The organism is Saccharopolyspora sp. 7B, assembly GCF_020177435.1.
Classification (GTDB): Bacteria; Actinomycetota; Actinomycetes; order Mycobacteriales; family Pseudonocardiaceae; genus Saccharopolyspora_C; species Saccharopolyspora_C gregorii.
This window is the reverse complement of sequence record NZ_JAIUKC010000022.1, coordinates 1-18,344: the sequence shown is the minus strand read 5'-3', so window position 1 is coordinate 18,344 and position 18,344 is coordinate 1. Positions and strand designations below refer to the sequence as shown.

At 72.7% G+C, this 18,344-nt stretch carries 18 protein-coding genes; 9 read left to right on the top strand and 9 right to left on the bottom strand.

Going from position 1 to position 18,344, the window contains the following annotated elements:
• The first annotated feature begins 356 nt into the window (after positions 1-356).
• Positions 357-1,166, top strand: coding sequence for an SAM-dependent methyltransferase (locus tag LCD33_RS04945; protein ID WP_224961660.1), 810 nt, complete (start codon positions 357-359; stop codon positions 1,164-1,166).
• An 81-nt stretch (positions 1,167-1,247) separates the two neighbouring features.
• Here LCD33_RS04945 and LCD33_RS04940 read toward each other — a convergent pair whose 3' ends face one another.
• Positions 1,248-2,432: an MFS transporter gene (locus tag LCD33_RS04940; protein ID WP_224968318.1), complete on the bottom strand. Its 1,185-nt coding sequence runs from the start codon at positions 2,430-2,432 to the stop codon at positions 1,248-1,250.
• Between the two features lie 249 nt (positions 2,433-2,681).
• Here LCD33_RS04940 and LCD33_RS04935 point away from each other — a divergent pair, with 249 nt between their 5' ends.
• Together LCD33_RS04935 and LCD33_RS04930 are read left to right on the top strand one after the other, a co-directional pair.
• Complete coding sequence (locus tag LCD33_RS04935) at positions 2,682-4,097, top strand: amidase (RefSeq protein WP_224977557.1); 1,416 nt, start codon at positions 2,682-2,684, stop codon at positions 4,095-4,097.
• Between the two features lie 288 nt (positions 4,098-4,385).
• Positions 4,386-5,144 carry an SDR family NAD(P)-dependent oxidoreductase gene (locus tag LCD33_RS04930; RefSeq protein ID WP_224961666.1) on the top strand — a complete coding sequence of 253 codons (759 nt, stop codon included), beginning with the start codon at positions 4,386-4,388 and terminating at the stop codon, positions 5,142-5,144.
• Between the two features lie 59 nt (positions 5,145-5,203).
• On the opposite strand, the gene LCD33_RS04925 is transcribed toward LCD33_RS04930, so the two are convergent.
• Positions 5,204-6,385: an acyl-CoA dehydrogenase family protein gene (locus LCD33_RS04925; protein ID WP_224961667.1), complete on the bottom strand. Its 1,182-nt coding sequence runs from the start codon at positions 6,383-6,385 to the stop codon at positions 5,204-5,206.
• Entirely contained in the window at positions 6,382-7,575 is a 1,194-nt protein-coding gene (locus LCD33_RS04920; RefSeq protein ID WP_224968320.1) for a CaiB/BaiF CoA-transferase family protein, read from the bottom strand. Before LCD33_RS04920 ends, LCD33_RS04925 begins: the two co-directional genes overlap by 4 nt.
• A gap of 283 nt (positions 7,576-7,858) precedes the next feature.
• Between LCD33_RS04920 and LCD33_RS04915 the strand changes: the two genes are divergently transcribed.
• Positions 7,859-8,566, top strand: a complete 708-nt coding sequence (locus LCD33_RS04915; RefSeq protein ID WP_224961671.1) for a GntR family transcriptional regulator — start codon at positions 7,859-7,861, stop codon at positions 8,564-8,566.
• A gap of 201 nt (positions 8,567-8,767) precedes the next feature.
• Here the strand turns inward: LCD33_RS04915 and LCD33_RS04910 are convergent, their stop codons facing one another.
• The gene (locus LCD33_RS04910) at positions 8,768-9,631 is read right to left on the bottom strand and encodes a 3-hydroxybutyryl-CoA dehydrogenase (protein ID WP_308011223.1); all 864 of its coding nucleotides are present in this window, start codon (positions 9,629-9,631) and stop codon (positions 8,768-8,770) included.
• A gap of 371 nt (positions 9,632-10,002) precedes the next feature.
• On the opposite strand from LCD33_RS04910, the gene LCD33_RS04905 reads away from it, so the two are divergent.
• The 5 genes from LCD33_RS04905 to LCD33_RS04885 all read left to right on the top strand — a co-directional run bounded on the left by LCD33_RS04905 (position 10,003) and on the right by LCD33_RS04885 (position 14,977).
• Positions 10,003-10,506, top strand: a complete 504-nt coding sequence (locus LCD33_RS04905; RefSeq protein ID WP_224961675.1) for a hypothetical protein — start codon at positions 10,003-10,005, stop codon at positions 10,504-10,506.
• Positions 10,503-11,051: a hypothetical protein gene (locus LCD33_RS04900; protein ID WP_224961677.1), complete on the top strand. Its 549-nt coding sequence runs from the start codon at positions 10,503-10,505 to the stop codon at positions 11,049-11,051. Before LCD33_RS04905 ends, LCD33_RS04900 begins: the two co-directional genes overlap by 4 nt.
• Positions 11,052-11,055: 4 nt before the next feature.
• Entirely contained in the window at positions 11,056-12,276 is a 1,221-nt protein-coding gene (locus LCD33_RS04895; protein WP_224968324.1) for an MAB_1171c family putative transporter, read from the top strand.
• Positions 12,273-13,406 (top strand): cytochrome P450, encoded by a 1,134-nt coding sequence (locus tag LCD33_RS04890; RefSeq protein WP_224968326.1) that lies wholly within the window; start codon positions 12,273-12,275, stop codon positions 13,404-13,406. The genes LCD33_RS04895 and LCD33_RS04890 overlap by 4 nt, the downstream gene beginning before the upstream one ends.
• Positions 13,407-13,516: 110 nt before the next feature.
• Positions 13,517-14,977, top strand: a complete 1,461-nt coding sequence (locus tag LCD33_RS04885; protein ID WP_224968328.1) for an FAD-dependent monooxygenase — start codon at positions 13,517-13,519, stop codon at positions 14,975-14,977.
• A 60-nt stretch (positions 14,978-15,037) separates the two neighbouring features.
• Here LCD33_RS04885 and LCD33_RS04880 read toward each other — a convergent pair whose 3' ends face one another.
• From LCD33_RS04880 to LCD33_RS04860, 5 genes are all read right to left on the bottom strand, one after another.
• Positions 15,038-15,823, bottom strand: a complete 786-nt coding sequence (locus LCD33_RS04880; RefSeq protein WP_224968329.1) for a DNA-formamidopyrimidine glycosylase family protein — start codon at positions 15,821-15,823, stop codon at positions 15,038-15,040.
• 40 nt (positions 15,824-15,863) lie between these two features.
• Entirely contained in the window at positions 15,864-16,490 is a 627-nt protein-coding gene (locus tag LCD33_RS04875; protein ID WP_224977555.1) for a dienelactone hydrolase family protein, read from the bottom strand.
• Entirely contained in the window at positions 16,477-17,001 is a 525-nt protein-coding gene (locus LCD33_RS04870) for a hypothetical protein (protein WP_224961689.1), read from the bottom strand. Before LCD33_RS04870 ends, LCD33_RS04875 begins: the two co-directional genes overlap by 14 nt.
• An 84-nt stretch (positions 17,002-17,085) precedes the next feature.
• Positions 17,086-17,274, bottom strand: coding sequence for a DUF397 domain-containing protein (locus tag LCD33_RS04865; RefSeq protein WP_224961691.1), 189 nt, complete (start codon positions 17,272-17,274; stop codon positions 17,086-17,088).
• Positions 17,275-17,279: 5 nt separating this feature from the next.
• Positions 17,280-18,143 (bottom strand): helix-turn-helix transcriptional regulator, encoded by an 864-nt coding sequence (locus LCD33_RS04860; RefSeq protein WP_224961693.1) that lies wholly within the window; start codon positions 18,141-18,143, stop codon positions 17,280-17,282.
• Positions 18,144-18,344: the final 201 nt, after the last annotated feature.

Genomic DNA, 18,344 nt, shown 5'->3' with positions numbered 1-18,344 from the left:
CACCGCCTCACCCGGACCCGGATCGGGGACGATGATGTCGACGACCTCGACCGGCGCTCCCTTGCCGGTCGCCACGACGGCGCGAACCTCGGACACGTACACCTCCAGGAGTGGGTTTTCCGCCGCCCGAACAGCCGCAGTCGCGCGGCCGCGGGCGCTCTCAAGAACAGGGCCGGACATGCGCATACCGGCATCCCCGGACGATCACGACCATACCCCCCGATCGGCCGTAGCCACCGGGTGCTCGACTGCGGTTCCGTCTGTGAGGGCCCCGCTCGGACCCGCCCCGCTTCGACACGGTGTGTGAACCAACGACTACTGTACGGTGTCGCCGACGGAGGAACGAGGAGCACATCATGGTCGACGCGCAACGCCTGTTGTCCAGGGAGATGGACATCGACCGGCCTTGCGCGGCGAGGATCTACGACGCGTTCCTCGGCGGTGGCCACAACTTCGGCGTGGAACGCGAATTCGCCGAGCGGCTGCAGAGTGCGATGCCCGGCGTCGCCGGGGTGTTCCGGGACAACCGGGCGTTCCTGCGGCGCACCGTGGAGCACCTGCTGGCGCGCGGCGTGCGGCAGTTCCTCGAACTCGGCTCCGGGATACCGACCATCGGGCACGTGCACGAGGTCGCCGCCCGCCGCACCCGCCGGTTCAGCGTGCTGTACGTGGACAACGAGCCGCTCACCGTCGCGCACAGCAGGCCGCTGCTCGACGCCGAACCGCGCGCCGCGATCATCCACGCCGACATCCGCGAACCCGACGCGGTCCTCGGCTCCCGCGACGTCGCGAACCTGATCGACTTCTCCGAGCCGGTCGCGCTGGTGATGTCGGCGGTGCTGCACTTCGTGGAAGACGACGACGATCCGATGCGGCTGGTGCGCGCCTACCAGGACGCGGTGGTGCCCGGCAGCGCGCTCGTGCTCTCCCACCTGTGCGCCAGCGAGGAGCCCGAGCCGATGAACCTGCTGGCGGCGTTCTACGAGGAGACCGCGGACCCGGTGGTGGCGCGCCCCGCCGAGTGGATCACCGAGTGCTTCGGCGCGTTCGCACGGCAGCCGCCCGGCACCTGCTACATCGGCGACTGGCGGCCGGAACCGGACCAGCCGCCGCACCGCCACCCCCGCTACCGCATCCTCCACGGCGGCCTCGCCCGCAAACCCTGATCGAACAAGCACCCCCGGCCCCAAGGCGACGCCTCCGGGTGAGTGGGCCCTCGGCCCACGTCCATCGGGTGGGTGGGCCGTTCACCTGGATGCGGGGCGGACGAAGAGGAGCAGGATTCCGGCGGTGATCGCGGCCGCCCCCGCGGCGAGCCACGCCGTGGCGAGACCGGCGTGCTCGCCGAGGAGCCCGAACAGCAGCGGTCCCGCGCTGCCGCCGAAGTAGATGCCGGTCTGGGTGAACGACGTCGCGCTCGCCACCCGATCCGGAGCGATCTTGGCGACGGAGAAGTTCAGCAGCCCCGGCCACGCCCAGCCCGCGCCGAACCCGATGGACACGCCGATCAGGAACAACGTCGTCGACCCCGCCGCCATCAGCGCGTACCCGAGCGAGCCGACGACCAGCATGATCGTGATCACCCGCAGCAGGTTCACCTCCCAGCGGTCGGCGACCACCCCGGCCAGCAGCCGGATCGTCAGCCCGGCCGCCGACGCCAGCGACAGCACCAGTCCCGCGGCCGACGGGCTGAACCCGACGTCCACGGCGGTGGTGGTCACGAACGCGCCCTGCGCGTTGGCGGCGGCCGAACCGAGCCCGCCGGCGATGGCGATCAGCAGCAGCGCCACGAACCGGGATTCCCCGCCCGATCCGGCCGCCGCGGGACGGGTGGAGCGCTTCGCCTGCGGCAGCGAGGGCACGAACGCCGCGGCCAGCAGCCCGGCGATCCCGGCGAACACGAACACCCAGCGCCAGCCGATGGTCAGCGCGATCGCGGGCACCGCCGCCCCGGCGAGCAGCGTGGCGAGCGGGATCGAGGACTGCTTCACGCCGAACCCCGTGCCGCGCCGGTGCGCGGGCACGCCCTGGGTGATCAGCAGGTTCGCCGCGGGCTGCGCCAGCGAATTCGGCAGCCCGGACAGGCACAGCAGCACCAGGAGCCAGCCCGCGTCGCGCACCGTCGCGATGCCCAGCAGGCACACCGCGCTGCCCGCGGCGCCCAGGCGCATGCCCAGCCGGGAGCCGATGCGCTCCACCACCCAGCCCATGAAGCGGGAGGCGAGGGCCGCGACGGCGAAGAACGCGGCGGCCGAACCGCCCAGCAGCGCGGCGCCGAACCCGAGTTCCCGCTGCAGCTGGACGCCGAGCCCGCCGACGAGGAACACCGGGAACACACCGACGGTGACGACCGCCGCGACCGAGCTGAGCACCCGGACGGGCCCGACCTGGCGTACCTGCGGGGGACCGCCACCGACCACCGCTGCCGCCATCGGTCCTCCTCCGTTCGTCGGCCGCCACCGGCGGGCAAGCCCGCCACCAGCGTGTGAACCGCGGAACCGTTTAGCAACGCTAACGTGACGCATCCCTCCGGCGCGCCACGCGAATGCGCTCGTCCGCCGTCTTGACGTCGCGCCCGCCACCCGCCACGGTCGATCAGGTGGCCATCGACGGCCACGTGTGGACGCGGACTGGAGGCGGGCCGGGTGGGCGCCGAGTTGAGCGGAATCCCGTCGGCGAACGTGCCCGAGCCCGTGCGGCTCGACGCGGTCGAGCTGTCCTGGTCGATCCGGCAGCGCGAGCTGAGCTGCGTGCAGGTCGCCGAAGCGTTCCTCACCCAGATCGACCGGTTCAACCCGCTGGTCAACGCCATCGTCTCCCGCGCCGACGAGGAGGACGTGCTCGCGCAGGCCCGCGCCCGGGACGCCGAGCTGGACCGCGGCGAGTGCGCCGGGTGGATGCACGGGTTCCCGATCGCGGTGAAGGACCTCAGCGACGCGGCCGGCTTCCCCACCACGCAGGGCTTCCAGCGGCAGGAACCCGCCACGGCGGACGCGCTGTTCGTGCGCCGGATGAAGGAGGCCGGCGCGATCGTCGTGGGCAAGACGAACGTCCCCGAGTTCGGGCTCGGCTCGCACACCTTCAACTCGCTGTTCGGCACCACCACCAACCCGTACGACCTGTCCCGCACCGCCGGGGGCAGCAGCGGCGGCGCCGCGGCGGCGCTGGCGATGCGGATGCTGCCGGTCGCCGACGGCAGCGACTTCATGGGTTCGCTGCGGACGCCCGCCGCGTTCTGCAACGTGCTGTCGCTGCGGCCCGGGTTCGGCCGGGTGCCCACGCCCGGGTTCCTCGGCGAACCGTCCGTGGTGGGGCCGATGGCGCGCACCATCCGGGACCTGGCGATGCTGCTGTCCACGATGGCCGGTCCGGACGAGCGGGCGCCGTTGAGCCTGCCGCAGGACCCGGCGCTGTTCACCGGATCCCCGCGCCGCGACGTCGCGGGCCTGCGCATCGGCTGGGTGGGCGACTTCGACGGCTACCTGCCGACGGAGCCGGGCGTGCTGGAGCTGTGCGCGGACGCGGCACGGCTGTTCGAGCGGCTGGGCTGCGTGGTGGAACCGGCGCCACGGCTGCCCGTCGAGCAGGCGTGGGAGACGTTCCTGCTGTGGCGGCGGTGGATGCTCGGCGAGTCGCTGCACGAGGTGCACCGCTCCCCCACCGCCCGCGCCCGGATGAAACCGGAGGCGCAGTACGAGGTGGACGGTTACCTGGAGCTGGGGGTGCGCGACATCGCTGCGGCGCGCGCCGGCCGGGACGCGTGGCGCGAGTCCGTGTCGGACCTGTTCGACCGCTTCGACTTCCTGCTCGCGCCCAGCACCCAGGTGTTCCCGTTCGACGCGGATCTGCGCTGGCCCGCGGAGATCGACGGCACCGCGATGGACACCTACCACCGGTGGATGGAGGTGTCGGCGCCGTGGACCTTGTCCGGGCATCCGGTGCTGAACCTGCCCGCCGGGTTCAACGACGCGGGATTGCCGACCGGGGTGCAGCTGATCGGCCCCGGGCACGGCGAGTGGCCGCTGCTGCAACTCGGTCACGCCTACGAGCAGGCGAGCGACTGGACGCACACCGTGCTCCCGCCGCCGTTGACCTGACGGGCTGCCCCCTCCACTTCTGCCGCGCGGCACCGCTGCTCCGGTGTTCCGCTCGCACTGCTCCGGTCTTCCGCGATTTCCGGGTGGTGCGGGGGAATTCTCGGGTCCGGGATGGCGCCGGGCCGATGATCAGTGCGAACGTCCGTTCCGCGGTCCTCCCGGCGGCGCGCACGTCGCAATTTCTCACGAACTCGGCGCTTGTTTGATATCTGCGGCGGGGTTCGCCGACCGGGCGCGAACGTGTGCAAGGCTGCACCCGTCAGGTCGGTTTTTCGGGAAGGTGACAAGTTGGGTACCGAGGTTTTCTCCCTCCAGGACAAAGTGGCGCTGGTGACCGGTGCCGGGCAGGGAATCGGTCTGGAGATCGCGAAGGCGCTGCGGTCGGCGGGAGCCCACGTGGTGATCGGCGAGATCAACCCGGAGACCGGCAAGGCGGCCGCCGAGCAGGTCGAGGGCGATTTCCTCCCGCTCGACGTGACGGACTCGGCCGCGGTGGCCGACGGGGTGGCCCGGATCGTGGCCGACCACGGTCGCATCGACGTGTCCGTGCACAACGCGGGCATGGTGCGCAACGAGCCCGCCGAGGAGATGAGCGACGAGTCCTGGCGCCGCGTCGTCGGGTTGAACCTGGACGGGGTGTTCTACTGCTCCCGCGAGGTCGGCAAGCAGATGCTCGCCCAGGGGGCCGGCTCGATCATCAACATCGCCTCGATGTCGGGCATGATCTCGAACCACCCGCAGCCGCAGGTCTCGTACAACGCGTCCAAGGCCGGCGTCATCATGCTGACCAAGTCGCTCGCCGGTGAGTGGGCTCGCCGCGGCGTCCGGGTCAACTCGATCTCGCCGGGCTACACCGGGACCGACCTGCTGCTGGGCGTGCAGAACACCCAGCCGGAGTGGTTCAACGGCTGGATGGAGCAGACCCCGATGGGCCGCGCCGGTCGTCCGGAGGAGCTGGGCCCGGTCGCGGTGTTCCTCGCGTCCGAGGCCAGCAGCTTCGTCACCGGCAGCAACGTCGTCGCCGACGGCGGCTTCACCATCTGGTGAGCCGGCCTGGCTGATCCCCGGCCGGTCCTGATCACCCGTCACGACCGGCCGGGACGCCACTACCGGAACGCGTTGCTCCCGGTGAGCGCTTGGCCGATGGTCAGGGCGTGCATCTCGCCGGTTCCCTCGTAGGTGAGCACCGATTCCAGGTTCGTCATGTGCCGGATCACCGGGTACTCCAGGGAGATCCCGTTGGCGCCGAGCACGGTGCGCGCGGAACGGGCGACCTCCAGCGCGCCGCGCACGTTGTCGAGCTTGCCGAAGCTGACCTGCTGCGGCAGCAGGGTTCCGGCGTCCTTGCGCTTGCCGAGGTGCAGCGCGAGCAGCCGCGCGTTCTGCACCCGCACCGCCATGTCGGCGAGCTTCTGCTGGGTGAGCTGGAACCCGGCGATGGGCTTGCCGAACTGCTCCCGGCCGCGCGCGTAGTCCAGCGCGGTCTCCAGGCAGTCGCGAGCCGCGCCGGTGGCGCCCCAGACGATGCCGTAGCGGGCTTCGTTCAGGCAGCTCAACGGCCCGCGCAGGCCCACGGCTCCGGGCAGTGCCGCGGAATCCGGCAGGCGCACCTCGTCGAGCACCAGCTCGCTGGTCACCGAGGCGCGCAGCGACAGCTTCTTCTTCAGCTCCGGTGCGGCGAATCCCGGGGTATCGGTGGGGACGACGAAGCCGCGCACGCCCTCCTCGGTCTGCGCCCACACCACGGCGACGTCGGCGATGCTGCCGTTGGTGATCCACATCTTGCGGCCGTCGAGGACCCAGTCCGAACCGTCCCGCCGGGCTCGGGTGGTCATCGACGCCGGGTCCGAGCCGTGGTCGGGTTCGGTGAGCCCGAAGCAGCCGATGGCCTCGCCCGCGGCCATCTTCGGCAGCCACTGCTGCTTGTGCTCCTCGGAGCCCCAGCGCCAGATGCCGTACATCGCGAGCGAGCCCTGCACCGACACCAGCGAGCGCAGCCCGGAGTCGGCGGCCTCCAGCTCCTCGCACGCCACGCCGTAGTCGACGGCGGAGGCGCCCGCGCACCCGTAGCCCTCCAGGTGCATGCCGAGCACGCCGAGCTTGCCCAGCTCGCGGGCGAGTTCGCGCGCCTGCGGGAACTCGCCGCGTTCGAACCAGTCCGCGACGTGCGGCCGCACCAGGTCCCGGCACAAGGCCCGCACGCTGTCGCGCAGCGCGAGCTGCTCGGTGGTCAGCTCGGCGTCGATGCCCAGCGGATCGCGGGGATCGAAGTCGGGTTTGGCGCTCATCGGTGGCCTCCTCGGGCTGGGTCGTCGGACAGCGGTGGCAACGGGCTCGGGTCCGCGGCGAGCCAGCCGCGCACCTCGTCGGTGTGTTCGCCGAGCTGCGGCGGGGCGAGCGGGTCGGCGACGTCGAGGTCGGAGAACTCGATCGGCATCCGGGCCTGGGCCACGCCCCCGTCGCCGGGGTCGACCACCGGCCGCAGACCGAGCGATTCGGCGTAGTGCACCGCGTGCGAGAGGTCGTTGACCTGGCCGCAGGCGATGCCGGCCCGGTGCAGCCGGTCCTGCCAGTCGCCGGCCCGCCGGGCGCCGAGCACGTTCTCCAGGCGCCGCACCAGTTCCGCCCGGTTCGCGACGCGTTCGGCGTTCGCGGCGAACCTCGGGTCGTCGGCCATCCCGATCAGGCCGAGCGCCTCGGTGAACCGGCGGAACTGCGCGTCGTTGCCGACGGCCACGGCGAGCAGCCCGTCCTCGCAGCGCAGCGTCTCGTAGGGGGCGATGCTGGGGTGCCGGTTGCCCATCCGCTCGGGCGCGATGCCGGTGGTGAGCAGGCCGCTCATCTGGTTGACCAGGGCGGCGAGCAGGCTGGAGAGCAGGTTGACCTCGACGTGCTGCCCCAGCCCGGTGGCGTCCCGCTGCCGCAGCGCGGCGAGGATGCCGAGCGCGAGGTCCTTGCCGGTGAGCACGTCGACGACGGCGACCCCGACCTTGGTCGGCGGCCCGTCCGGTGCGCCGGTGATGCTCATCAGCCCGCCGACGGCCTGCACCACGAAGTCGTAGCCGGGCAGGTCGGCGCCGGGCCCGCTGCCGAAGCCGGAGACGGAGGCGTAGATCAGCGCGGGGTTGAGCTCGCGCGCGCCGTCGGGATCGAGCCCGCAGCGCGCCAGCACGCCGGGCCGGAAGTTCTCCACCAGCACGTCGGCGCGCCGCACGAGCGCCCGGGCCGCGTCCCGGTCCTGCTCGTCGTCGAAGTCGAGCACCACGCTGCGCTTGCTGCGGTTGACCGATTCGAAGTAGGCGGAGCCGCGGTCTGTCCACGGTGGACCCCAGCCGCGGGTGTCGTCGCCGGTGCCGGGCCGTTCCACCTTGATCACGGTGGCGCCGAGGTCGGCCAGCGACATGGTCGCGTACGGACCGGCCAGCACCCGGCTGAAGTCCGCCACCACGATGCCGTCCAGCGGCAGTGCCCGCCCCATCACCGACCCACCCTTCCGGTTCCAGGCCCGTTCGGGCCGGGGAAAACCGCGCAGCGATCCGGAAATCCCCGCACGACGGCCCCGGCCGGACCCGTCCCGCGGTCCGCGCGGAACACCGGAGTCCGGCACCTGGGACGCGCGGCGAGCCGCCTTGCGCTCTTCCCGGATTGGATCCAATATACAGTGATCGGATGCCGGGTCAACACGGTTCGCGCCTCTCGAACGAGTGATCGCGTGCCCGGCGCCAGGGGACCATCCGCGCACGAGCGACCGGCGGGAGCCGATGCCAGCAGACCCGAACCCGCGACCGCCGACGCCGCCCGACCTGCGCTGGCACGACCTGGGCGGGAACGACCGGCCACCGACCACGCAGGCGTTCGTGCTGGACGCGCTGCGCCGGGCCATCACCACCGGCTCGCTGGCCCCGGGCAGACCGATCCGGCAGGACTCGATCGCCCACGAGCTGGGCGTCAGCCGCGTCCCGCTGCGGGAGGCGTTGAAGACGTTGGAGGCCGAAGGCCAGGTGGTCTACCGGCCGCACCGGGGCTACGCGGTCGCCGAGCTGTCGCTGGACGACCTGCTGGAGGTGTACCGGCTGCGCGCGCTGCTGGAATCGGAGGCGGCGGGGGTCGCGGCCGGCCGCTTCGCGGAGGCGGACCTGCAGCGGATCGAGGAGGCGGCGCGGGACGTGGAACGCGCGGCCGAGGCGGGCGACCTGGTCGGCATGATCACGGCGAACCGGCGGTTCCACTTCGCGCTGCTGGAACCGTGCGGGCTGCCGCGACTGCTGCGGATCGTGCGCACGCTGTGGGACGCGACGGACGCCTACCGGGCGGTCTACTACAACGAGGGCGCGAACCGGGAGCGGGTCCGCGCCGAGCACGAGGCGATCGTGCGCGCGGCCACCGCGGGCGACGCCGAACGCCTGGTGGCCCTGCTCGACGCCCACCGCGACCACGCCGTCGCAGCACTCCGCAACACCATCAACTGACCGGCGAGAGCCGCTGGTTCCTCTTGCCAGCGCGAAGCGCTGAACGGCGACCACGCACGCAACCGGCACCGCCGCGGGTTCTCAGCGGGATTCTCGCGAGGACGGCGTTTTCTCCTGTGGCGGCGGCCACCGGTGAGAACGATCCCGCAGCGAGAATCCCGCTGAGGCTCCGCCACCCCACCCCTCGGCGGCGGCGACCGCTCAGGAGGAGTACTCGTAAAATCCGCGGCCGGACTTCTTGCCGTAGTGGCCCGCGTCCACCATCCGCTGCAGCAGCGGCGGCGCGGCGTACAGCTGCTCCTTGTACTCGTCGTACATCGAGTCGGCGATGGCCTTGAGCGTGTCGAGGCCGACCAGGTCGGCCAGCGCCAGCGGCCCCATCGGGTGGGCGCAGCCCAGCACCATGCCGTTGTCGATGTCCTCGGCCGCGGCCACGCCGCTCTCGAACATCCGGACCGCGGAGAGCAAGTACGGCACCAGCAGTGCGTTCACCACGAACCCGGAGCGGTCCTGGGCGCGGATGGTCTGCTTGCCGAGCCCGTCGGTGGCGAACTCGGCGGCGCGCCGCACGGTCTCCTCGGAGGTCACCAGGGAGGGCACCAGCTCGACGAGCTTGAGCACCGGCACCGGGTTGAAGAAGTGCACCCCGATGACCTGCGCGGGCCGCGAGGTGGCGGCGGCGAGCTTGGCGATCGGGATGGAGGAGGTGTTGGAGGCGAGGATCGCGTCCGGGTCGGTGAGCACCCGGTCGAGTTCGGCGAACACCCCGGTCTTGAGCTGCTCGTTCTCCGCGATGGCCTCGATGACCAGCTGGCGGTCGGCGAGCTCGCCGAGCTCGGTGGTGAACCGGAGGCGCCCGAGTGCGGCGTCCCGGTCGGCTTCGGCGAGCTTGCCGCGGCCGACGGCGCGGTCCAGGGACTTGGTGATGCGGGCCCGGCCCGCTTCGGCGGCCTGCTCGCCGACCTCCGAGACGACGACGTCCAGCCCGCTGCGGGCGCTGACCTCGGCGATGCCCGCCCCCATGAGCCCGGAGCCCATCACGCCTACGCGTTCGATTCCCGTCACCACACCGATCCTTCCGTCCGACTTCGTCGTCGGGTCGCGCTCGACCGACGCGGCGATGATGCCAAAGCGGGCGGTTACCTACGGGTACAAGGTGCTGTAGGACACGGCGGGAGCGATCGGCGGAGCGGTCTTGCTCGACGCCGGTCCCGCCGGGAGGCGCGTGGCTCGCCGGTGCGGGACCGGCTCGAAGAAGTCGGGCCGCAGTTCCCGACCCGACTCCTCCACTCCCCGACTCGCACCCTGACCCCCCAGGGTTCCGTCATCGTATATCAACAGCGGTGGACAGATCCACTCCCATCGACCACCGGTGTGGACGAGATCGTCATGACATCGGCGGTGTCGCGGAGATCGCGACCCCTTACAGTCGAGACGTGCCCCACCCATCCGACTCCGCCGGCACCGGCGCCACCGACGTCCCCGAGGACCAGGTCTCGGGGAGCTCCATCAGCGTGCACGTGTTCGCCGAGCGGCTGACCGAACTGCTGGCGGCGCAGCCCGACCCGGAGACCGGGAAGCCCTACGGCAGCGAGCGGATGGCGGGGTTGCTGACCGCGCGCGGCGTGCGGATGTCCGGCACGCACATGTGGCACCTGCGCACCGGCCGCGCGGTCCCGCGGCTCACCGAGGTGGTCGCGTTCGCCGAGTTCTTCGGCGTGGGCCTGGACTTCTTCGACCCGGCGATCGCACCGGAGCTGCTGGCGCAGTGGCGGCTGGCCGGGCAGCTGCGCAGCCACGGCGTCGAGGAGGTCGCGCTGCGCCAGCTCACCGACCAGTTCCCGGAGCAGGACCGGCAGCACGTGGCGGACGCGATCCTCGGGGTGCTGCACGGTTTCAAGGCGCTGCGCGCCGCGGACCAGCAGCCGGAGCAGCGGTGAGGCTGCTGGTGTGGGACGGGGGCCCGGACCGGAGTTCGCGCTGGTTGCTGCGGCGACGCAGCGGGAAGCGGCTGGACGCGCTCGGCCTGCCGCGCCGGTTCACCGCCCAGCAGCTGCTGGAACGGGCGCGGGAGCACCTGGGCCGGGACATCTACTTCGCGGCCGTGGAGCTGCCGCCGCGCGCACCGAGCGGGCTGGCGCTGCTGCCGGAGGGCTGCGTGATCATCATCGCGGACGCGCGCACCACCCGCTGGCACCGCTGGCACATCTGGTTGCATGAGCTGATGCACCTGCTGTGGGGCCACGTGGGCCGCCCGCTGTCGGATCCGGCGCCGGCGCTGCGCTCCCTGTTCGGCGAGCTGCCGCCGGAGGTGCTGGACCGGGTGCTGACCCGCACCGGCTGCTCGGCGCAGGAGGAGGCCGCGGCGGAGATGATGGCGTCGGTGGCGATGCGCCGGATCAGCTCGTGGGAATCGCCGCAGGCGCAGCAGGTTCCCGACGAGGCGCGGGAGATCCTGCGCCGCTTCCAGTCGACCCTCGGGTGATCGGGTGTTCGCCGTCCTCTACCCGCTGGCGCTGCTGCTGCAGCTGAGCGCGTTCGCGTGGAAGCTGCGCGATTTCCTGCGCGATCCGCGGGATCCGCGGCTGGGTGCGATCACGCTGGCGCTGCTGTTCGTGGCGTGCGGGTTCAACTTCGCGATCCCCGGGGTGTACCTGGCGGTCGGTGCGGCGTCGGGGGTGCCGAACCTGTCGACGCTGGCGGTGTACTCCTCGATCGTGCTGTGCACCGCCTCGTTGCAGGTGTGCTCGGTGAACCTGGCGCGGCCGCGGGAGGAGGCGCAGCCCGCGGGCCGGGTGCTGGTGCTGGGCACGGTGGCGGCGCTGCTGGTGATGGCGGGGGCGTTCGCGCTGGCGCCGGTGCACGACGAGCCGCACGTGCTGGACTTCGACGCGCACTACTCGGGCGTGCCCGCCGTGGTGCTGTTCCTGGCGGTGTACCTGGGCGCGTACTCGCTGGGGCTGGTGCGCAGCGCGCTGATCTGCCTGCGGATCCGGCCGCACGCGCGGGAGCGGTGGCTGCGGTGGGGCGTGTCGCTGGTGCCGGTGGGCGTGGTGTTCGGCCTGGGCTACTCGGTGCTGAAGGTGGTCGCGGTGGCGGCGACCTGGCTCGGCGCGGACCTGGACGTGGTGAGCACGGTGGTGGCGCCGCTGAGCGCGACGGTCGGGGCGAGCGTGATGGCGGTGGGCTACGTGCTGCCGTCGGTGCCGCGGTTGCTGCGGCGGTGGCGGGCGCGCCGCTACCTGCGTCCGCTGCTGGAGGCGCTGCGGCCGCTGGATCCGGAGCTGGTGCGCAACACGCGGCTGGAGTCGGCGGAGTACCGCTGGCTGATCGCCACCGACGACCTGCTGCGCGAGCTGCGGCCCTACCTGGACCCGGCGGTGGTGCCGGTGGCGGAGCGGCACGCGGACCGCGCGGGCCTCACCGGGGAGCAGCGGGCGGCGACGGTCGAGGCGGCCCGGATCGCGGCCGGGTTGCGCGCGCACGCGGCCGGGCGGCGCCCCGGTTCGGGCAGCGACATGATCCGCGAGGAGTCCGGGATGGACGGTTCGGCGGCGGCGGTGTGGCGGTTCCCGGAGCAGGACCCGCACCGCGACTTGGCGGAGGAGTCGCACTGGTCGTGCCTGATCGGCAAGGCGTTCCAGGAACCGCACCCGGTGGTGCGGGAGGTGCTGGCGGAGCTGGACGGGGACCGGAGCCCGGCGCCGTGACCGATCCGTTCACCGCGCCCGATCCGTTCGCGGCGCTGGCGGAGCTGCGCGCGGCCGGCCCGGTGCACCGGGTGTCCACTCCGGACGGTCCGGGCGCGTGGCTGGTGACCCGGTACGCGGAGGTGCGGGCGGCGCTGGGCGATCAGCGGCTGGCGCTGGACCGGTCGCGCTCGCACGGCGGGGACTACGCGGGGTTCGACCTGCCGCCGCAGCTGGACGCGCACCTGCTCAACAGCGATCCGCCGCGGCACACCCGGTTGCGGCGGCAGATCGCGCCGAGCTTCACCGCGCAGCGGGTGCGGGAGCTGGCGCCGCAGGTGCGGGAGGTCGCCGAGCGGCTGGCGGCGGCGCTGCCGGACGAGGTGGACCTGGTCGCGGAGTTCGCGGTCCCGCTGCCGGTGCGGGTGATCGCGGAGCTGCTGCCGCTGCCGGAGCAGGCGCGCGCGGAGTTCACCGGCTGGGCGGATTCGCTGCTGCGCCACTCCCCCGGCGCGGAGCCGCGGGCGCGGGACACGATGCGGGACATGCGCCGGATCATCGGCGGCGCGCTGGGGTCGACTCCCCCGGCGGAGTCGTTGCTGGCGGGGCTGCTGGCGGCCCGCGCCGGTGGCCGCCTGGACGACGACGAGCTCACCAGCATGGTGTTCTACCTGCTGTTCGTCTGGTACGAGATCATGGTGCACGCGGTGTCCTCGGCGGTGCTGCGGCTGCTGGGCGCGGAACTTACGCTGCTCGATCCCGGCGTGGAGGAGGTGCTGCGGTTCCACCCGCCGCAGCTGCTGGCGGCGCCGCGCTACCCGCTGTCGGATCTGGAGATCGGCGGGGTGCCGGTGCGCGCCGGGGACACGCTGCTGCTGTCGCTGGCGTCGGCGAACCGGGACGAGCGGGTGTTCGCGGACGCGGCGGTGTTCCGCCCGGAGCGCTCGCCGAACCCGCACCTGAGCCTGGGCCACGGCATCCACTCGTGCCCGGCGTCGGCGTTGACGAGGGTGATCGCGGCGAGCGCGGTGCGAGCACTGCGGGCGCGGCGGCCGGAGTTGTCGCTGGCGGCTCCCGCGGAATCCGCGGCGTGGCGCGGGAACTTCCGGCACCGGGGCCCGGCGGAACTGGTGGCGCGAGTGCGCCGCTGACGCGGGTCGTCCTCCCCGCCTGCTTCAACGTATAGCGCACCCCGGGACTTGTGGCAAGACCCCGGCGCCCCCGCACACTGTGCCCCTCAACTGGGAAGACGGGGGTTTCGATGATCGACGTCATCGTGGTCGGCGGGGGTCCGGCGGGCTTGTTGCTGGCGGCGGAGCTGCGGCTGCGCGGGGTGCGCGCGGTGCTGCTGGAGCGGCACGCGGAGCCGGTGCGGGAGGCTCGGGCCCTGGGCCTGCACGCGCGCAGCGCTGAGGTGCTGGACCAGCGCGGGATGCTGGAGCCGTTCCTCGAACACGGGACCCGGGTCATGGCGGGCGGGTTCTTCGCGGGCCTCGGCACGCGGTGGCCGGAGGACATGGACACGGCGCACGCGTACGTCCTGGCCATCCCGCAGGACGTGACGGAACGCCTGCTCGCCGAGCACGCCGAGCAGGTGGGCGTGGACTTCCGGCGCGGCCGCGAGCTGGTGGGGCTGGGGCAGGACGCGGCGGGCGTCACCGCCGAGCTCGCGGACGGCGCGGAGCTCCGCGCGCGCTACCTGGTGGGTTGCGACGGCGGCCGCAGCACCGTGCGCAAGCTGCTCGGCATCGGCTTCCCCGGCGAACCGTCCCGGGTGGACACGTTGATCTCCGAGTGCGAGCTGACGGCCGCGCCGGAGGAGCTGGCGGCGACGATCGCCGAGGTCCGCAAGACCGAGTTCCGGTTCGGCGCGATCCCCCGCGGCGAGGGCCTGTACCGGGTGATCGTGCCCGCGGCGGGCGTGGCCGAGGACCGGTCGGTGCCGCCGACGATGGCCGAGCTGCGGGAGCGGTTGCGCGCGGTCGCGGGCACCGATTTCGGGGCGCACTCGCCGCGGTCGCTGTCCCGCTTCGGCGACGGCACGCGGTTCGCCGAGCGGTACCGCGACGGCCGGGTGCTGCTGGCGGGCGATGCGGCGCACGTGCATCCGCCGACGGGCGGGATGGGCATGAACACCGGCCTGCAGGACGCGTTCAACCTGGGTTGGAAGCTGGCGGCCGCGGTGGGCGGCCGAGCTCCGGAGGGCTTGCTGGACAGCTACGAGGCGGAGCGGCGCCCAGTGGCCGCCGAGGTGCTGGAGCTGTCCCGCGCGCAGACGGAGCTGCTGCTGCCGGAGCCGGGCCCGCGAGCCGTCCGGAAGGTCCTCGCGGACCTGATCGAGTTCGAGGAGGTGAACCGGTACCTGATCGAGAAGGTCACGGCGATCGGCATCCGCTACGACTTCGGCGATTCCGCCGCGGGGCGAGGAGAACGCGCAGCCGCGGGCGGGCACCCGTCGGTGGGCCGGCGGTTGCGCGACGTCGAGCTGGGGCGGGGCCGGTTGTACCGGCTGCTGCACGGCGGGCGCGGACTGCTGCTGGACCAGACCGGCGAGTTCTCCGCGGCCGGCTGGGCGGATCGGGTCGACCACGTCGTCGACGTGAGCGAGGAGCTGGACGTGCCCGCGCTGCTGCTGCGCCCGGACGGCCACGTCGCGTGGGCGGGCGAGGATCGGGCCGCCCTGCGCGCGGCCCTCGCCCGCTGGTTCGGCGACCCGGCCTGATGGGGTTCGGGTGCCGCGGCGGGGCCGGTACCCCGGTCCGATGAGTTCGCCCCGGCGCGTTCACCCTCGGGGCTGGCAGTGCGGGCAGTGGTAGGTGGTCCGACCGGCGGTGGTGGTGCGGGCGAGTCCGGTGCCGCAGCGCGGGCAGTGCGGGTCGGGTTCGTCGCGGTGCCCGGTGAGCCAGCTGGGCCGGTCCGGCACGTGCCCGACCTTCGCGGACCCGCGCAGCACCGTGTGCGCGCGGCGGCTGAGCCGGTCCAGTTCGCCCCGGTCGAGGTCGCCGGTGCCGCGGGCGGGGTGCAACCGCGCCTGCCACAGCGCCTCGTCGACGGTGAGATTACCCAGCCCGCACAGCACTTCCTGGTCCATCAGCGCGGATTTGAGCCCGCGCCGACGCCGGGTGAGCTGCCGCCGGTAGTCGGCGGCGGTGGCGGCGAGCGCATCGGGGCCGAGGTCGCCGAGCAGCGCGTCGAGGTCCTCGCGGTCGCGGGCGAGGTGCAGCCCGGTGAGCTTGCGCATGTCCCGGTACCGCAGCTGCCCGTCGTCGAGGTCCAGCAGCACGCGGTCGTGCCGGTGCACCTCGTCGCCGGGTTCGCACCGCAGCAGTCGCCCGGTCATGCCGAAGTGCAGCAGCACCTGCGGGAACTCGTCCCCCAGCGGGAGCGCGAGCCACTTGCCGAGCCGCCACGGCGTGCCGAGCCGCTGCCCGCGCAGCGCGTCCCGGAACTCGCCGGTCCGCACCCCGCGCAGCACCTGCGCGTCGCGCACCTCGACGTCCCGCACGACCAGCCCCGCCGCCCGCTCCGCGACCCGGCGGAACCCCTCCACATCAGGCAGTTCCGGCACCACCCCGGACTACCCCCCACCACCCGCCGCACACCTCGGGTCAGGGGTGGGTGGTGAACCAGGTGGTGGTGGCTCGGGCCACTTCGGCGAGGGCACCGGGTTCTTCGAAGAGATGGGTGGCGCCGGGGACGACCTGGAGTTCGTGCTCGGCGGAGAGGTGGCCTGCGGTGCGCCGGTTGAGTTCGAGGACTTCCGGGTCGCTGCCGCCGACCAGCAGCAGGGTGGGGGCGCGCACCTGGTCGAGCGGTTCGGTGGTGAGGTCGGGCCGCCCGCCGCGGGACACCACCGCGCGCACCGAGTCCGGCCGGCGCGCGGCGGCTCCGAGGGCGGCGGCGGCACCGGTGCTGGCACCGAACAGGCTCAGCGGGCCGCGCCACCAGTCGAGCACGCCGAGGACGCGCACGGTGAGCAGCGGGATGTTGAACCGCTGCTCGCCGTGCGCGTCGCGTTCGCACTCGTCGTCGGTGAGCAGGTCCAGCAGCAGGGTGCCGAGCCCGGCCTCCTGCAACCGGGCCGCCACCCACCGGTTGCGCTCGCTGTGCCGCGAGGAGCCGCTGCCGTGCGCGAACACCACCAGCGGTGAATCCGGTTGCGGCAGCACCAGGTCCGCGGCGAGCGCACCGCTGCCGTGCGCGGCCGGGACGGCGACCTGCTCAGGCTCCGCCATCCTGCACCCGTTCGGCGTTCTCCTCCGGGGAGGCGTTGCGGGCGGGGGCCGCGGAACCTTCGTTGGTCACCGCGGACAGGCCGGTGTCCTCGACCTCCTCGCCTTCGACGACGGCGCCGGTGCCGGTGGACCGCTCGGCCTGCTCGGCGACCTGCTCGCCGCTGACCCCGTCGGCGACCTCCTCCGCCGCCTGCTCGTCGACGGTGTCGTCGAGCTCGTGCAGGCGGGTCTCGGCGAGCGGTTTGCCCACCTCGTCGTCCGGGTCGGGGCGTTCCTCGGCGAGCCGTTCGTCGATGGTCTCGCCTTCCCGCTGCTCGCGGGGCGTGGGCCGGTCCACGACGTCCCGCGACCAGTGCTCGGGCGGTTCGACACCCTCTTCCAAGGGGTCCACGCCCAGTTCGTCCTCGTCGAGATCGCCCGCGGATTGCAGCTCGGCCGGGTCCTGCGGGTCTGCGGGATCGGGGCCGACCTCGTCAGCCGAGGGCGTCTCGGCGTCCAGCGGGTCCGACATCGTGCGCGTCTCCGTTCCTCGTGCGGACAAAGCACTTCCGCACCACGGCTACCCGCACGCGCGCCGCTCAATCCCCCGATGGGGTCACGCGGAGGTGGTGATGCTCCGCAGGAACGCGCGCCAGTGCTCGCGGGGGACGACGAGGGTGCCGCCGGCGCGGTCCTTGGTATCCCGCACGCCGACCACCGAGGCCGTCATCGCCACCTCGACGCAGCCTTGGGAACTCGTCGAATAGCTCGCCTTGCGCCAAGAGGATTCCGCGAACCGCTGCATGATCCTCATCGTAGCGACTGGAGCACCGTCCCGATCAGCGCTTCGGATTCGGTCCGATCCACGGATCGTTCCAGTGCTTCGGCGAACGAGAGGCAGTACTGGTGCACCCGGACCTCGGTGTCGATCAAGCCGAGCGAGGTCACCGTCTCCTGCCACGCCAATCGGCCGAGCCTCGCGCTGGGGAAGGTGAGCAGGTGGAACGTAGATCCGCCCATAGCTCCGTAGCTACCGGCGGTGAACGGGATGATCCGGACTTCCAAGGTGTCCGCGAACCGATCGATCAGATCGAGCAGATGTTCCAGCTGCTCCGCGAGGACGTCCACTCCACCCACCTGCTGCCGCAACGAGCCTTCGGTCATGACCACCGTGGCCCGCAGCGGATCCGCTCCGCTCATCCGCCGTTGACGACGCATCCGGGCTTCGACCCGTCGCTCGATCTCCGAGCCGCGCAGGTTGGCGCGGTCACCGGCGTGGATCGCTCGGGCGTAGTCCTCGGTCTGCAACAGCCCGGAGATCGCACCGCTCTCGTAGCTGCGCACTTCCTCCGCCCCGTGCTCGAACCCGAAGTAGCGGAGGAGTTCCGGGGCGAACAGCCCGCTGTAGCGGGACCACCAGCCGCGACCGTCCGAGGCCTTGCGCAGTTCCACCAGCTCACCGGCCTCGTCGGCGTCGAGCAGGTAGGTCCCGATGAGGGTCGTCAGCTTCTCCTCGGCGATCTTGCGGCGCCCGTGCTCGATGTTGCTCAGGTAGTTCTGCGTGACGCCGATCGACTCCGCGGCCTCGGTGCCGGTGAGGTCCACCTGTTCGCGGGCTTCCTTGAGCCGCACGCCCAGTTCCCAGGCTGCGACCAGTGGTGATGCGGGCGCCATCTCGTTCCTCCGCTGACTCCGGCTGCGTGGTCCCCAGGTCTACCAGATCGATCAGAACCCATTCGAGTGATGCCGTAAGAAATATTTCTAAGCTAGATTCTGGATCAGCGGCGGGCCCCCGCCCCCCCCCCCCCCCCCCGGGCCCCCCCCCCCCCCCATGCCGCCAATGGGGCCCACCGGGGGGCGCCAAATGGGTTGGGG

Bases quoted from the DNA above. Each gene is read 5' to 3' on its own strand.
- LCD33_RS04875 (WP_224977555.1), bottom strand. From the start codon at position 16,490: ATGGCGGAGCCTGAGCAGGTCGCCGTCCCGGCCGCGCACGGCAGCGGT.
- LCD33_RS04945 (WP_224961660.1), top strand. From the start codon at position 357: ATGGTCGACGCGCAACGCCTGTTGTCCAGGGAGATGGACATCGACCGG.
- LCD33_RS04865 (WP_224961691.1), bottom strand. From the start codon at position 17,274: ATGCAGCGGTTCGCGGAATCCTCTTGGCGCAAGGCGAGCTATTCGACG.
- LCD33_RS04940 (WP_224968318.1), bottom strand. From the start codon at position 2,432: ATGGCGGCAGCGGTGGTCGGTGGCGGTCCCCCGCAGGTACGCCAGGTC.
- LCD33_RS04860 (WP_224961693.1), bottom strand. From the start codon at position 18,143: ATGGCGCCCGCATCACCACTGGTCGCAGCCTGGGAACTGGGCGTGCGG.
- LCD33_RS04920 (WP_224968320.1), bottom strand. From the start codon at position 7,575: ATGGGGCGGGCACTGCCGCTGGACGGCATCGTGGTGGCGGACTTCAGC.
- LCD33_RS04885 (WP_224968328.1), top strand. From the start codon at position 13,517: ATGATCGACGTCATCGTGGTCGGCGGGGGTCCGGCGGGCTTGTTGCTG.
- LCD33_RS04915 (WP_224961671.1), top strand. From the start codon at position 7,859: ATGCCAGCAGACCCGAACCCGCGACCGCCGACGCCGCCCGACCTGCGC.
- LCD33_RS04870 (WP_224961689.1), bottom strand. From the start codon at position 17,001: ATGTCGGACCCGCTGGACGCCGAGACGCCCTCGGCTGACGAGGTCGGC.
- LCD33_RS04925 (WP_224961667.1), bottom strand. From the start codon at position 6,385: ATGAGCGCCAAACCCGACTTCGATCCCCGCGATCCGCTGGGCATCGAC.